Here is a 15,299-nt window from a genome sequence, read left to right as displayed (position 1 = left end):
GATAGATGAGCGCAAGGGCGCCTGAAAACAGAAATGGCACCTGCAGGCGCCATTTTCATATCCAGTATCAGACGAAAGCGTCAGCCGCGTTTGCGGCGAAGGCGGATGACAACGTCCACATGGGCGATTTCCATGCCCTCGGGCGCCTCGGGCAAATTGCCGATCTGGAGATTGTTGACGGGAATATCGAGAACCTCGTTCTCTCCCTCAACGAAGAAGTGATGGTGATCGGACACATTGGTGTCAAAATAGGTGCGGGCACCCTCCACGGCGAGAACGCGGATGAGACCGGCCTCGGTGAACTGATGCAGCGTATTGTAAACCGTTGCCAGAGAAACCGGCACGCCAGCGGTAACCGCCTCATCGTGCAGCTCTTCAACCGTCAGGTGGCGATCGCCCTTTGCGAAGAGGAGATCGCCCAGCGCCACGCGCTGGCGCGTGGGGCGCAGCCCCGAGCGCCGCAGCCTCGTTCCGATATCCAGTGTGGCGTCAAATGCCATGCAATCCCATTCCAAGTACAGGGGTGAAACTTGCCAATTGCATTAGCATATATCTTTTGCAGCGAATGCTTTCAATAGTTTCAGCGCCGTCCAGTGCTGCAAATGGCCGCAAACCGGCCATTCCTGCAAATTTCCTCTGGTTCCTGCCGGATGGTTCCTGTATGCGGACGGCATATTGAGGTAATGACTTCTGCAAAGAAGGTTCGAAGACAAAGATATGGGGGCTGAGCGGCCTCTGCCCTTGCAGCGCTTCATTTTGAACCTAACTTGCTCTAGTGAAGTCAATCAACACCAGTAACTGGGGAAGTGAAAGCGGTATGGCAACGAGGCAATCAAGTTACAATTATGAGGAGATCCTGTCCTGCGGTCGCGGCGAATTGTTCGGCCCGGGAAATGCCCAGCTCCCATTGCCCCCCATGCTCATGGTTCACCGCATCACCGAAATTTCCGAAACCGGCGGCGCGTTCGACAAGGGTTTCATCCGCGCCGAATATGATGTGAGCCCCGACGACTGGTATTTTCCCTGCCACTTCCAGGGCAACCCGATCATGCCGGGGTGCCTGGGCCTTGACGGCATGTGGCAGCTGACCGGTTTCTTCCTCGGCTGGCTGGGTGAAGAAGGCCGCGGCATGGCGCTTTCCACCGGCGAAGTCAAATTCAAGGGCATGGTTCGCCCGAACACCAAGCTCCTGCAATACGGTATCGATTTCAAGCGTGTGATGCGCGGCCGTCTGGTGCTTGGAACCGCCGACGGCTGGCTGAAGGCCGACGGAGAAACCATTTATCAGGCGACGGACCTTCGTGTAGGGCTGTCGAAAGAAAAGACCGCCTGAAGCAGACGGAATAAGTCCTGGCAAAAGCCGGGCGGCTTCGGTCGTCCAGCCGAAATCTTAAGAAAAGGTCCCTTTCATGAGACGAGTTGTTGTCACCGGCCTCGGTATTGTTTCTTCCATCGGCGGTGATGCCGCTGAAGTCACCGCATCGCTGCGCGATGCCAAATCCGGCATTTCATTTTCGCCGGATTTCGCCGAACACGGTTTCAAATGCCAGGTCTGGGGCAAACCGTCTCTCGACCCAACGGAACTGGTCGACCGCCGCGCCATGCGCTTCCTGTCGCAGGGCGGTGCCTGGAACCATGTCGCGATGAAGCAGGCGATCGCCGATTCCGGTCTGGAAGAAAGCGACATCAGCGGCAATGAGCGCACCGGCATCATCATGGGCTCTGGTGGTCCCTCCACCCGCACCATCGTTGAAGCCGCCGATATCACGCTGAAGAACAACAGCCCGAAGCGCATCGGACCCTTCGCCGTACCAAAGGCCATGTCCTCGACCGCCTCGGCCACGCTCGCGACCTGGTTCAAGATCCACGGCGTCAACTATTCCATCTCGTCGGCCTGCTCGACCTCGGCGCATTGCATCGGCAACGCCGCCGAAATGATTCAGTGGGGCAAGCAGGACGTGATGTTCGCAGGCGGCCATGAGGATCTGGACTGGTCTATGTCCAACCTCTTCGACGCCATGGGCGCGATGTCGTCTAAATACAACGAAACACCCGGCGTTGCCTCGCGCGCCTATGACGTCAACCGCGACGGTTTCGTGATCGCCGGCGGTGCGGGCGTTCTGGTTCTCGAGGAACTGGAACATGCAAAGGCGCGCGGCGCGAAAATCTACGCCGAGATCGTCGGTTATGGCGCAACCTCAGACGGTTACGACATGGTGGCCCCTTCCGGGGAGGGCGCGATCCGCTGCATGCGTCAGGCCCTTTCCACCGTCAAGGGCGATATCGACTACATCAATACCCACGGCACCTCGACGCCGGTTGGCGACAGCAAGGAAATCGGCGCGATCCGGGAAGTCTTCGGCGACAAGATCCCGCATATCCAGTCGACCAAATCGCTCACCGGCCATTCGCTCGGTGCTGCCGGCGTTCAGGAATCGATCTACGGCCTGCTGATGATGCAGGAACGCTTCATCGGCGAAAGCGCGCATATTTCCGAGCTTGACCCGGAATTTGCAGGCGTTCCGATCGTTCGCAACCGCATCGACAACGCCAAGATCGACACCATCCTTTCCAATTCCTTCGGCTTCGGCGGCACCAACGCCACGCTCGTCTTCCAGCGTCATAACGGATAATTGCCCATGAACGGCATCATGCAGGGTAAACGCGGCCTCATCATGGGCGTCGCAAACAATCACTCGATCGCCTGGGGTATCTCCAAGGCGCTCGCAGCACAGGGCGCGGAACTCGCCTTCACCTATCAGGGAGAGGCACTTGGCAAGCGCGTGAAACCGCTCGCCGCGGAACTCGGGTCCGACTTCATCGTGCCTTGCGATGTCGAGGATATCGCCTCGGTCGACGCGCTGTTTGCGACGATCCGGGAAAAGTGGGGCTCGCTCGATTTCGTTGTTCACGCCATCGGCTTTTCCGACAAGAACGAGTTGAAAGGTTTCTACGCCGATACCACCCGCGAGAATTTCAGCCGCACCATGGTCATCTCCTGTTTCTCGTTCACGGAAATCGCCAAGCGCGCTGCGGAACTGATGACAAATGGCGGATCCATGCTGACGCTGACCTATAACGGTTCGCAGCGTGTCATTCCGAACTACAACGTCATGGGTGTCGCCAAGGCGGCACTTGAGGCGTCCGTTCGCTATCTCGCCGCTGACTACGGTCCGCGCGACATCCGCGTCAACGCCATCTCGGCCGGCCCGGTCCGCACACTGGCAGGTGCAGGCATCTCGGATGCGCGTGCGATCTACGCCTGGAACCAGAAAAATGCGCCGCTGCGGCGGACGGCAGATATCGACGATATCGGCGGATCAGCGCTTTACCTGCTGTCAGGCATGTCGCGCGGGGTTACCGGCGAATGCCATTACGTGGATTGCGGCTACAACATCACCTCGACACCCACCCTTGAGGTTCTGTCGAAAGCGGACGCTGAATAAGCCGCCATTTATCCCTGTTCAATGAAGGCCCGGCAATATGTCGGGCCTTTTGCATTTATAGACTGTGCCACTTTTGTGAATCACTAAAGTATAAAATATCGAGGTAACTGAATGTAAATACCGGCTGGTTATGGTCCGCAACAAATTCAACGGTTGCGCCTGGCGCATATTCTAGAGGTCGAAACCACCACATGCGACTGGCCAGACTGAAGCCATTGCTGGAAAAATTTGGCGTCTCGCGAGACGGGACAGCGGCCATCGAATTCGCGATCCTCGCGATTCCCTATTTCCTCGTCGTTTTTGCGATCATCGAGACCTTCCTCGCCATGATGGCGGAACAGGTCGTCGCCAATGCCACGGAGAACATGGCGCGGCGTCTGCGCACCGGGCAGATCAGCAGTTCAATTTCGAAAGAGGATTTTCGCAAGAGTTTCTGTAATGAAGTTTCAGTGATGATCACCTGCTCGGCAGATGAGATCAAACAGGAACAGAAGCTCTATATCGACCTTCGCTCCTTTACCGCCTTCAAGGATATTCCAACCACGATACCCCTGAAGCCCTACGGCCAATATTACGATCTGGACACCTCGCAATTTGGCTTCAAGCCGGGCGGTCCGGAAACGATCAACATGCTGCGCGTCTATTATCGCTGGCGCGTTATCGCCGACATCATTCGGCCCTACCTCACTAAAATACGCCCGGCTGACGGATCGATGCCCTCGCATTTCCTCATTGTCGCGACCGATGCTTTCATGAACGAGAAATACACCACAAGCGGGGGCTCATAATGGCAGGGTTGGCGTCTGCCGTCACAAACGGCAAACTGCGTTTCATCGCGCTCATTACACGCTTCGTAAAAGATCGCCGCGGCGTGGGTGCTGTGGAATTCGCTATCCTTTTCCCAATATTGCTCGCGCTTTATGTGACGTCCTTCGAGCTCACGCTCGGCTACAATACCTTTAAGCGGTCAAGCAGCGCCGCCGCCACGATCAACGATCTGATCTCGAAAACGGGCTCCGTCGACAAGACCTATCTCAAAAACATGCAGAATGTCGCGGCAGCTGTCTTTGCGCCTTACAGCACCAAAGGTCTGCAGCTGAAAATCAGCGGTATCACCATCGACAAGCAAAAACAGGCGAAAATCGCCTGGTCCTGGAATGAGAAAGATCAGAGGCCTTATGCCGTTGGATCGACGGTAACAGTTCCAACCCGCCTGCTGATAGAGAACAGCTTCCTCATCCACGTCGAGCTTTCCATCCCGCATGAATTGCTGATGTTCATGACCGACATCTCCTCCTCCGGTGTAAAGTCGATCACGATCGGGCGCGATTATTTCTTCAAGCAGCGCGACGCAGAGACCACCTGCTCCAATTGCTGAGGCATTTGGAGCGGGGAGGTGATCCCCCTATCATCGCCTGCGTTTAATAGACATCACGCAGATAGCGCTTTTCGCGCTTCAGCCGGTTTACATAATCGCTTGCCGCTTCCGCCGAGATGCCGGCCTCGTCAATAACGATCCGGTGCAAGGCGTCATCGACATCCTTCGCCATGCGCGTCGCGTCACCGCACACATAGAAATAGCCACCCTCCTCAAGCCATTGGTAGAGCGCCTTGCCGTTCTGCCGCATGCGGGTTTGGACGTAGATCTTTTCCGCCTGATCGCGTGAAAATGCGAGATCGAGACGCGTCAGCACGCCATCGCGGCTCATGTCGCCAAGTTCATCTTCATAGATGAAATCCGACTGCCGGTGCTGATCGCCAAAAAACAGCCAGTTCCTGCCCTTTGCACCGCGCGCCTGCCGTTCCTGCAAAAATGCCCGGAAAGGCGCGATACCCGTGCCCGGTCCCACCATGATCATAGGCGCATCATTATCCTGCGGCACACGAAACGCCTTGTTGGGCGAGACGAAAATCCCGGCATTCTCACCCGCTTCCACCCGGTCCGCGAGATAGGTGGAGCACACGCCACCACGATCGCGGCCTTCGGCGCGATACCGCACGCTGGCGATCGTCAGATGCACGCTGTTTTCCGCAACCAGAGGGCTGGAAGAGATGGAATAGGCGCGATGCTGCAATGGCTTCAGGAACGTCACGAATTCGGCAAGGTCGAATACGGACTTTCCGCCGAGATCAAGCAGGTCGAGAATATCCTTGCTCCAGAGAAAGGCGGAAAGCTGTTCCCTGTCTCCATTCGCAAGGATGTGGCTGAGTTCTTCATGCCCTGCACGCTTGCCAATTTCGGCGACCAGCTCTCGTGAGGGCGTCGAAATCTCGAACATGTTCAGAAGCGCATCGCCGATCGGCCGGCCCAGCCCGGCGACTTCGCTGTCTGTACCAGCCCCGAAGCGTTCGAGCAGCGCACCCACCAACTTTGGGTCGTTGAGGGGAACGACGCCAAGAGCATCGCCCGCCTCGTAATCGAGGCCACTTTCGCCGAGATCAAACTCGTAGTGGCGAATTTCCTTCGACGATGCAGGTCCGGAAAGAAGGCGATTGACGCTTGCCTCAGCCGAGTAGGGGTTCTTGCGGCTCCATCCCTGTTTTGCCCGTGCCGGCGGCTCGGCGACGACAGACATGGCCGCCGCCGCGCTGCCGCCATCGATGGCGCGTGCAAGCGGCAGGGTCTCACCGATCCATGCTGCGGCCGCATCCTCGAAGTCGATATCGCAGTCAATACGCGTCTTCATGCGCTTGCCGCCGAGTTGTTCGAACCGCGTGTCGATGAGCTTGCCCGCCTGGCAGAAGCCGTCATAACCGGTGTCGCCCAGCGCGAGGACGGCGAAATTCATCTCGTCCAGCCGCGGGGCGTTTTCAGCGGCGAGCGACTCCCAAAAAAGCTGGGCATTATCAGGCATTTCGCCTTCGCCATAGGTGGAGGTTACGACGATGACCCGCTTCATGCCGCTGAGACCAGCCATCGAGACATCATCCAGCGCCGTCACTACGGGCTGCATGCCCTGTGCACGGGCCGCAGCAGCGATATCCATCGCCAGCGCTTCGGCATTGCCGGTCTGGGTGCCAACGAGGACATTCAGCACGCTGGCCGCTGCTTTTGGAGCGGCAGCGGCAACCGATGTCTCCAGGCCGATGGCGGTGCGGGAGTGAAGACCGGCCAGAAAACCGGAAAGCCAGGCACGCTGGTCACCGTTAAAGGGTGCGTCCTGTGAAATATAGGGTATCTTCATCATGCTGCCCTGTTGTGGCTGGATGCGGTGGCAAGATCTGGAATGGCGCGCGCTGCGAAAAGCTCTTCGAAGCCCGGCAGACGGCCGATCTTCTCGATGTTTTTCCGGTTCTGCTGAATGATCCAGCCATAGGTGCCGGGGCTGTCCACCGACCAGATGTTGCGGCGCGCCAGCGCCTGCTTGTAATCGTCGAGGCGCTTGGCGGCGATCATCACCGCAATCTGTTCGTCACTATGGTCGGAAAGCGCCTCGCGTGCATATTTCAGCAGCCGCTGCATCAGCGCATAATCTTCCGTGAGGACGAGATTGCGCACGGCTTTTTCGATGGCGGGATCGGAGGGGCCGGATGCCAGCGGCAGCCGTTGCAGGGCGATTGCCTGCGCCATGCTCAACACCGTGTAATTGTTGAGAAGCGCGTACATTTCTTCCGTGTCCGTCTCACTATGACCCGGCACAGTTCCGTTCAAAACGGCTTTGCGGTCGCGATAGGCGAGTTTGAACTTCCGCACCTGATGGGCGGCTAGCGCAGACGCCAGTTCTTCCAGCAGCTCTTTGCGGGGCTTGGCCTTCAGAATTTCGTCGCTGTCCTGATAAAGCAGCAGGGCGCGCGGCATGCCGTAGACGAAATTGTGCTGTTCGCTCTCCCAGTTTTCCAGAAGCCACGCGGCCTTGGCCGAGCCGGTTTCCGACACATGCCAGGTCAAAAGCTGATGAACGGCCTGATTGTGGATTGCGGCCTGTTCGTCCTCACCGGTGATCGAGCCGAGCAGGATCGAATCGTGGCTGACCTTCTTCGGCAGATCGCCATAGGGATCATACTGATAGACGAAACCGCCACTCATGCCGTTGCCGAAACCCTTGCCGAAACTGCCGAGGTTGAGGACCGCACCGTTGGTCATATATTCACAGGCGAAATCGCCCACGCCTTCGACCACGGCGGTGGCACCGGAGTTGCGCACCGCGAAACGGTCACCGGCTTGCCCTTCCACAAAAGTGCGGCCGCCGGTGGCGCCGAACAGCGCGAAATTGCCGACCAGCACGCTGCCACCCGCCTCTTCCGAACCGCCGCCCGGGGAGCGCACGACGATGGTGCCGCCACAGGCGCTTTTGCCGACGCCGTCATTGCACGTGCCGGTATGGACCATGACCATGCCGTCATTGCAGAAAGCGCCGAAAGACTGCCCGGCGGAACCGGACGTATCGATACGCACCGAACCCGCCTCCAGGAACCGGCGGCCACGGCTGTCCCGCTTCACGGCCGGCAGCGCATCCGCCTCTTCATCGGAAAGCTCATGGTTCAGCATACGCTCGATATCGACGGCGAGCTGGCCGCCGACGCTCTTGTTGCAATTGTTGAGGAAACGATTGCCGCCAAGCTCGATGTTCTCGCGCCTGCTGTCGACCAGGGCCGAGCGCACGAGTTCGATGAAGGCATCGTCGAGTGCGAAGTCCTTTTCCATATAAACGGGGCTGTCGATCTTCACCTCTTCGACCACGGCAAGCATTGCCCGGAGGTCAAGCTGGCCGACGCTTGCCGGATGATCGAGGAGATGAAGAAGGTCGGAACGACCACGGGCTTCCCGTAGCGAGGCGACCCCAAGGCCTGCCAGAATCTCACGCGTTTCATGGGCGATGTTCATGAGATATTGCGCCAGCGCTCGCGGATCGCCGTTGAAGGCTTCCTGATTGGTGGTGAGACCGGCCGGGCACTTGATGTTGCAGTTCTTGGCCATGACACATTTCAGCATCATCAGCGCCGTCGTGCCGAACTCGAAACTGTCGCCACCGAGAAGCGCTGATTTCACCACGTCGCTCGCCGTCTGGTGCGCGCCGGAGCAACGCAGCAGCACCTTGGCGCGCAGGCCGGTGGCGCAAAGCGCCTGATGCACCTCGGCAATGCCGATTTCCGCCGCACGGCCGGTATATTTGAGGCTGGTGACGGCCGCCGCACCCGTGCCGCCGGTATTGCCGGCGACATTGATGACATCCGCACCCGCCTTGGCGACGCCGACCGCAATCGTGCCGATGCCTTCCGACGAGACGAGCTTGACGATGACGCGCACGCGCGCTGCCTTGGCGTCATGGATGAGCTGGGCCAGATCCTCGATCGAATAGGTATCGTGATGCGGCGGCGGCGAGACGAGTTCGACACCCGGCGTGCCGCCACGCGCGGCGGCGATTTCCACCGTTACCTTGGGAGACGGCAACTGCCCGCCCTCGCCGGGCTTTGCGCCCTGGCCGATCTTGATCTCTATTTCCTCCAGCATCGGATCGGCAAGATAGCCGGCCCAGACGCCGAAGCGGCCGGAAGCGAACTGCTTGATGCGCGAGGCGCGAATGGTGCCGTAACGGGAAATATGCTCGCCGCCCTCGCCCGAGTTGGACATGCCGCCGACCATGTTGGTACCGTGGGCAACCGCCTCATGGGCGGCGGCCACCAGCGCACCATGGCTCATGGCGCCCGATGCGAGGGTCTTGGTGATCTCGCTCGCCTTCTGAACGGCATCGAGCGGGATGCTTTCCGGCGCGGTGCGGATAAGCGAGAGATAAGCGGAGGCTTCGCCCTTCACCTGAACCATGAGCGCGCCACCTTCCAGCCAGTGGCCGGGAATATCCGCACCGAAACGGTCGAGCAGCGACTGGCCGAGCGCAGCAAGCCGGGCAAGCTCATGACCGTGCGGGCCGGTCAGCTGCAGCCGGAAAGCGCCGTCTCCCGCCTCTTCGCAGCGCAATCCGCGCACCATGAAGCTGTTATTGCCCTGCCGGGAAAAGCGGCCCATTTCCCGGCGGAATTCTTCTGCGGAACCGGCGAAGGTCACATCGGCCGGCAATTCCAGAACATCGCGCAAAGCGGCGGGGCGGCGCGCCCTTTCCTCCGCCATCATGCGGGCGAAGGCGCGGTAACCGGGCGTTACCTCGAATTTGTCGATGGCGTCAGGGGTCAGCCGGTCGAAGCTGTTGTGATAATAGGCCGCATCGTTGAGACCGAAAGCATCCTCCAGCCGGTTGAGCGGCAAAAGACGCAGCATCTCCTCGTTTTCGGTTCCCTTATCGAAACCGATCTTTTCTTCCGTCATGTCCACGAAACCGCGCACCGCCGTCGTGCCATAGGAATGGCCGGCGCCTTCCGCGCGTTCCTTGAAGAGGCCGAGCAGCGGAATGTCGTTTTCGCCCTTCACCGATAGCGCCTTGCGATGCCAGTCGGCCACCGCCTGCGCGATAACGGCGAAGGTGACGCCACCGACCGGGGTCTTCACATTCGGGAAATAGCGCTTCAGCACCGGATCGTTGGTATCGAGGAAATTCGGTTCGAAGAACTCGCCGCCGATATAACTTTCCGCCGTGCACAGCCCGACCTTGCCCATGGTCTTCATCAGCGACTTTTCAGCAGCCTTGGCAAAACGCTTGAACGCCTTGTCGGCATCGGCGGCGAATTTTTCCTCCGCACGGAACTGCACGCCGAGCGGATAGACCGCCGACGCCCCGAAGCCGAGGCCCGCTGCGATGTGATGCGAGGAAGAAAACTGTCCGCTTTCAACGATCAGGGAAACGCGCAGCCGCAGGCCTTCTTCGATCAGCCGCTGGTTGATGGCGGAAACGACCATGATCATCGGTAGAGCCGCGCGGCCTGCCGAGACATGCCGGTCGGTGGTGACGGCGATGCCGCCTTCCTCTGCCGCGAAAGCCACAACCTCATCGCAGAGGTCATCAATTGCCTGCCGTAGGGCCGTTTCATTGGCCTCCGCAACATCGAAGACCGGCGAATAGAGCATTTCAAAACGGCGAAGGGGCGTCTCCGACTGTTCGCGAATACGCAGCATATCGAGATGGGTCAGGATCGGAGAGCGCACGACGATCTGGCGGGCCTTCTTCGCGCCGCTGTTCGGCTTCGCACCGAGGGCGACACGCAACGTCATGCCATCGGCCTCACGAATACTGTCGAGCGGCGGATTGGTAACCTGCGCGAAGCGTTGCGAGAAATACTTCGCCACCCCGCCTTCTTGATCGGAGAGCGCGTTGATGGCATTGCCATAACCCATGGCCGAGATTTTTTCCGCGCCTGATGCCAACATCGGGTCCATCAGGAACTTGAAGCTTTCCTGATTATGCGAATAGGCGACGTAGCGCTGATGCCGTTCCAGATCGCCATTGTAACGAAGGGGCGAGCCCTGCTTTTCCGCCGGCACTTCCGGCAGGTCCTCAAGCATTACGCGTGCTTCAGACAATAGCGACGGATAGTCCCGGCGCGAGGCCAGAAGCTCCAGCGCCTCGACCGTGGAAAAAGCACGACGCTCGGCGTGATCGTAATAAAGCATGCCGCCCGCCTCGATGCGGCCGCGACGGATGACGCTTTCCGCCGGAAACGCGATCTGCCCGGCCTCCGACATGACGCAGAGATAATCTTGCGTCTCGACGGTGCGCAGCGGGCGCAGGCCGAGGCGATCGAGCCGCGCACCGATGATGGTGCCATCGCCGAAGATCAGCGCGGCCGGGCCGTCATTCTTCTCCTCATAAAGCGAGAAATATTCCAGCATCGCTTTCACGGCCGGTGACAGGGTATCGTCGTTTTCCCAGGCTGGCGGCATCATCGAGACGACGGCAGTGACGAGGTCGAGACCGTCTTCCATTACCCGTGCCTGCAGGGTCTGATCCAGACGGCAGCTATCCGACTGGCCCTTCGGCCGGATGATGCTGGCATTCTTCGCCAGCGCCACGGCCGCTTCAGACAGCCGGTTCTTCTTGTCGGTATTGAGTTCGCCATTATGCGCCATCAGGCGGAAGGGCTGCGCCATGGAGGGATGCGGATCGGTATTGGTGGAAAACCGCGTGTGGAAATACATCGTATGCACTTCATGGCGCGGATCGGTAAGGTCACAGAAATAGGGCATGACCTCATGCGAGTTCAGACGCCCTTTCAGAACCTGCGTGCGGGCGCTGAGCGACAGCGGATAAAAGCCGGCAAGTTCCGGCACGGTATAGGCAAGCGCCTCGATGGCCAGCAGCGCCTTGTGGATGCGCCAGTCGAATTCGGCGAGGGTTGCGCATTCGGCAGGAGCCGAGAAAACCCATTGCCGGATCGGCAACTGGTAAGGGATGGCGGCGGGGCGGATCGCCGCGTCATTGACCGGTACATCGCGGGCAAGCAGGACCGAAAACCCCTGCTCCTTGAGGGCGTTTGCGATGATACCGACCGCCTCACCGTGGAACGCGGGATTCTGCGGCAGGAAAAAATTGCCGACGCCGAAGCGACCGGCCTGCAAGCCGGCCTCACCGGTCAATTCCCGAAAGAAGGAGAGCGACAAATCCAGCGACACGCCGGCACCATCGCCGACACCTTCCGCCGACATGCCGCCGCGATGCGGCACGGCACAGAGCGCCTCGTGGCCGCGCTTCAGCACATCATGCGTCTGCACGCCGTCCTTGCGGGTGATGAAACCGACGCCACAGCTGCTTTTTTCAAAAGCCGCATCGTAAAGGCCGAATTTTTGCTCCGTCACGCTCAAGGTTCTCTCCTCTCGTTGCGCATTTCGCGCGGCATCGCCCTCTTTCCCGAAACCCGGCGCGTCAGCCGGCACTCTGCGGGCGGAGCCGCAGGCGACCTGGCTGCTCCTCATTCTTCTGCTTATCGGCGTTTAATGGCGCGAACGGTCGTTTTGCGGCCGTCAAACGGCTTGGCGGCGATGGCCGCTTTTTCGCAAATAATGATCGTCGTCGTTCGCATTGCGTTCCCTGAAGGCCGGCATTTCCGGCAATGAGACACACTGAATTACGTCAGTATTGCTTACATAATATTTCATGAAGGACCGAGTCAAGATTAAAATCGATCCGGCGCAATAAAAAAACAAAAACGCCGCGAAATCCGACAGGATTCCGCGGCGCGATGGCTGCAGAGGTTGTTAAATTGCCCTGCTTACTCCGACGGCATGTCCAGCGTGCGGCTAAACCAAAGCGCGACCAGGGTACAGACCGCACCGGACATCAGGTAAATTCCGACCGCAAACAGTCCGAATTTGGACGAAAATCCAAGTGCGACAAGCGGGGCGAAACCGGCACCGATCAGCCAGGAAATATCCGAGGTGAGCGATGCGCCGGTATAACGGTATTCGCGGCTGAAGCGGGAAGCGAGCGCACCGCCCGCCTGACCGAAGGACAGACCAAGCAGCGAAAAGCCGATCAACACGAAGAGATAGCGGCCGATATCGCCCGAACTCAGAAGGACGGGTGCAACAAGGCTGAACAGACCGATCAGCACTGCTGCGACAGCCAGAAGCTTCCGCCGGCCGATCCTGTCGGCCAGAATCCCTGAAACCACGATCATGCCACCGGCGATGATGGCGCTGACAAACTGCACGAACAGGAAGTCCGAAACACGCTGGGTGGTGTTGAGGGAAACCCAGCTCAGCGGGAAAACCGTGACCAGATGGAAGAGCGCAAAGCTTGCCAGCGGCACGAATGCACCTGTGACCACGACCGGAAACTGCGAGCGCAACATCTTGAACATGGGGCGCGGCTCCAGCTCGTGCTGTTCAAGCATGGCCTGGAATTCCGGCGTCACGATCATGCGCAGGCGGGCAAAGAGCGCGAGAACGTTCAGCGCCAGCGCCACGAAGAAGGGGAAACGCCAGCCCCAGGCGAGGAATTCCGCATTGGAAAGCTGTGTGACGAAAACGATGAAGAACGCGCTGGCGAGACCGAAGCCCATCGCCGCGCCGATCTGCGGCATCATGGCGTACCAGCCGCGTTGCTTCGGCGGTGCATTCATGGCGAGCAATGAGACGAGACCATCCCATGCGCCGCCAAGGCCGAGACCCTGACCGATGCGGAACACCGCCAGAAGACAGGGAGCGAGCACGCCGGCTTCCGCATAGGAGGGAAGAAAGCTGATCGCCATCGTTGAACCACAGAGCGTGAACAGCGCGGCCATCAGCTTGACGGCACGGCCGAACTTTCGGTCGATCTGGAGGAAGATCAGCGAGCCGATCGGCCTTGCGATAAAGGCCAGAGAGAAGACTGCAAAGGAATAAAGCGTAGCCGTCAGCGGGTCGACGAAGGAGAAGAAAACGTGCGGAAAAACGAGCGCGGAGGCAATGGCATAGATAAAGAAGTCGAAAAACTCAGTCATTCTCGCAAGAATGACCGCGATTGTGATGCGATCCGGATCGACCTTGACCGGATCGGTTCCATGACCGTTTGCTTCCGGCGCCTGCCCAAAAGATGGAGCAGCATTGCTATAACTCATAATATTCCTCCTGCGTCATGGACGAACCATTTCCTGTAACGCGCCGGCTCCTCTTCCGTTGCGTTACGATGCGACGGATTGTCACACGCACCCTCCGTAACGTCAATTGAAGTTTGGCAAGAAAGGCTTGCCCGGGAAGCTCGCTATGCGATAATGCACCCGCTCCGTCTTCAAACGCAGCTCTGCCCGCACATGGTGCATCGCGAAGGTTTCGCTGCACCGCGACAATATACCTCATTTCAAAAATGATGTTCGGCAATTAATCGCGGCATAATCCAAACTGTACGAGTCCAAAGAACGTGCGCATGATCAAAAAACTCCCGTCCGCCCTTCTGGCAATCCCGGCACTGTTGCTGCTCAGCGGCTGCAACCTCGTGGTGATGAATCCTTCGGGTGACATCGCCATCCAGCAGCGCGACCTCATCATCACGTCCACGGTTCTGATGCTGCTTATCATCGTTCCGGTCATCGTCCTGACGCTGTTCTTCGCATGGAAGTACCGCGAATCGGCAAAGGCGGAGGATTACGATCCCGAGTGGCATCACTCGACGCGCCTTGAAATGGTGATCTGGTCGGCCCCGGTCGCCATCATCCTGATGCTCGGCACGGTCACCTGGATTTCCACCCACCGTCTCGACCCCTATCGTCCGCTGGAGCGTATCGACGAGAACCGCCAGGTCACCGCCGAGACCAAGCCGATCACGGTCGAAGTGGTGGCCATGGACTGGAAGTGGCTGTTCTTCTATCCCGAACTGGGCATTGGCAGTGTCAATGAATTCGCCGCTCCGGTCGATGTCCCGATCAACTTCAAGATCACCGGCACGACCGCGATGAACTCCTTCTTCGTTCCCGCACTTGCCGGCCAGATCTACGCCATGGGCGGCATGCAGACCAAGCTGCACGCGGTCATCAACAAGGAAGGCGTCTATGACGGCTTCTCGGCCAACTTCTCCGGCCCCGGCTTCTCCCATATGCGCTTCAAGTTCCATGGCCTGAGCCAGCAGGGCTTCGACCAGTGGGTGGCGAAGGCGAAGGAAGGCGGCAAGGGCTTCGGCCGTCAGGAATATCTCGAATTCGCCAAGCCGTCGGAGCGTGAGCCGGTTCAGTATTTCGCCTCCGTCGATCCGGAACTCTACAGCGCCATCCTCAACCGCTGTGTCGAGCCCAACAAGCTCTGCATGCGCGACATGATGCATATCGACGCCAAGGGCGGCGGCGGCAAGGAAGGCATCGACATCGCCAAGGCGCTGAACTCCGTCGTCTGCACGCCGCTTGCGCCCTATGGCGTTGCCAGCGGTCCCCAATCCACTCCGGCTGCGATCGAAGGTCAGACTTTCGAGCCTGCGGCGCTGCCGGAAACGAAACAAGTCGCTGGCTGACGGATACGTCCCGGCATTATGCGGCGCGGCCAATGGCTGCGCCGATCTT

At 59.2% G+C, this 15,299-nt stretch carries 10 protein-coding genes; 6 read left to right on the top strand and 4 right to left on the bottom strand.

All coding sequences use genetic code 11. The features are described from left to right. Window positions 1-80: 80 nt before the first annotated feature. The gene (irrA, locus tag JZY08_RS14315) at window positions 81-500 is read right to left on the bottom strand and encodes an iron response transcriptional regulator IrrA (RefSeq protein WP_003493135.1); all 420 of its coding nucleotides are present in this window, start codon (window positions 498-500) and stop codon (window positions 81-83) included. 317 nt (window positions 501-817) lie between these two features. Here irrA and fabA point away from each other — a divergent pair, with 317 nt between their 5' ends. From fabA to JZY08_RS14290, 5 genes are all read left to right on the top strand, one after another. Then, entirely contained in the window at window positions 818-1,333 is a 516-nt protein-coding gene (fabA, locus tag JZY08_RS14310) for a 3-hydroxyacyl-[acyl-carrier-protein] dehydratase FabA (RefSeq protein WP_035219583.1), read from the top strand. 76 nt (window positions 1,334-1,409) lie between these two features. Then, entirely contained in the window at window positions 1,410-2,633 is a 1,224-nt protein-coding gene (gene fabB / locus JZY08_RS14305) for a beta-ketoacyl-ACP synthase I (protein ID WP_216330492.1), read from the top strand. A 6-nt stretch (window positions 2,634-2,639) separates the two neighbouring features. After that, window positions 2,640-3,446 carry an enoyl-ACP reductase FabI gene (gene fabI / locus JZY08_RS14300; protein ID WP_003493126.1) on the top strand — a complete coding sequence of 269 codons (807 nt, stop codon included), beginning with the start codon at window positions 2,640-2,642 and terminating at the stop codon, window positions 3,444-3,446. Between the two features lie 191 nt (window positions 3,447-3,637). Continuing rightward, window positions 3,638-4,234: a TadE/TadG family type IV pilus assembly protein gene (locus JZY08_RS14295; RefSeq protein WP_216330491.1), complete on the top strand. Its 597-nt coding sequence runs from the start codon at window positions 3,638-3,640 to the stop codon at window positions 4,232-4,234. Next, a complete protein-coding gene (locus tag JZY08_RS14290; RefSeq protein WP_216331566.1) occupies window positions 4,231-4,824 on the top strand; it encodes a TadE/TadG family type IV pilus assembly protein in 594 nt (197 codons plus the stop codon). The genes JZY08_RS14295 and JZY08_RS14290 overlap by 4 nt, the downstream gene beginning before the upstream one ends. Before the next feature lie 43 nt (window positions 4,825-4,867). Here the strand turns inward: JZY08_RS14290 and JZY08_RS14285 are convergent, their stop codons facing one another. From JZY08_RS14285 to JZY08_RS14275, 3 genes are all read right to left on the bottom strand, one after another. After that, window positions 4,868-6,634, bottom strand: coding sequence for a sulfite reductase subunit alpha (locus JZY08_RS14285; protein ID WP_216330490.1), 1,767 nt, complete (start codon window positions 6,632-6,634; stop codon window positions 4,868-4,870). After that, window positions 6,631-12,135 carry a glutamate synthase-related protein gene (locus tag JZY08_RS14280; RefSeq protein WP_216330489.1) on the bottom strand — a complete coding sequence of 1,835 codons (5,505 nt, stop codon included), beginning with the start codon at window positions 12,133-12,135 and terminating at the stop codon, window positions 6,631-6,633. Before JZY08_RS14280 ends, JZY08_RS14285 begins: the two co-directional genes overlap by 4 nt. A gap of 407 nt (window positions 12,136-12,542) precedes the next feature. Then, on the bottom strand, window positions 12,543-13,871 hold the full coding sequence (locus tag JZY08_RS14275; protein WP_035219599.1) for an MFS transporter: 1,329 nt from the start codon (window positions 13,869-13,871) through the stop codon (window positions 12,543-12,545). Window positions 13,872-14,176: 305 nt separating this feature from the next. Here JZY08_RS14275 and cyoA point away from each other — a divergent pair, with 305 nt between their 5' ends. Continuing rightward, window positions 14,177-15,250, top strand: a complete 1,074-nt coding sequence (gene cyoA, locus JZY08_RS14270) for a ubiquinol oxidase subunit II (RefSeq protein ID WP_035219601.1) — start codon at window positions 14,177-14,179, stop codon at window positions 15,248-15,250. Window positions 15,251-15,299 lie beyond the last annotated feature (49 nt).

The sequence above is a fragment of the Rhizobium sp. X9 genome (genome assembly GCF_018873185.1).
GTDB classification, from domain to species: domain Bacteria; phylum Pseudomonadota; class Alphaproteobacteria; order Rhizobiales; family Rhizobiaceae; genus Agrobacterium; species Agrobacterium oryzihabitans.
The sequence above is the reverse complement of the archived record's forward strand: the minus strand, read 5'-3'. Positions and strand labels throughout refer to the sequence as shown.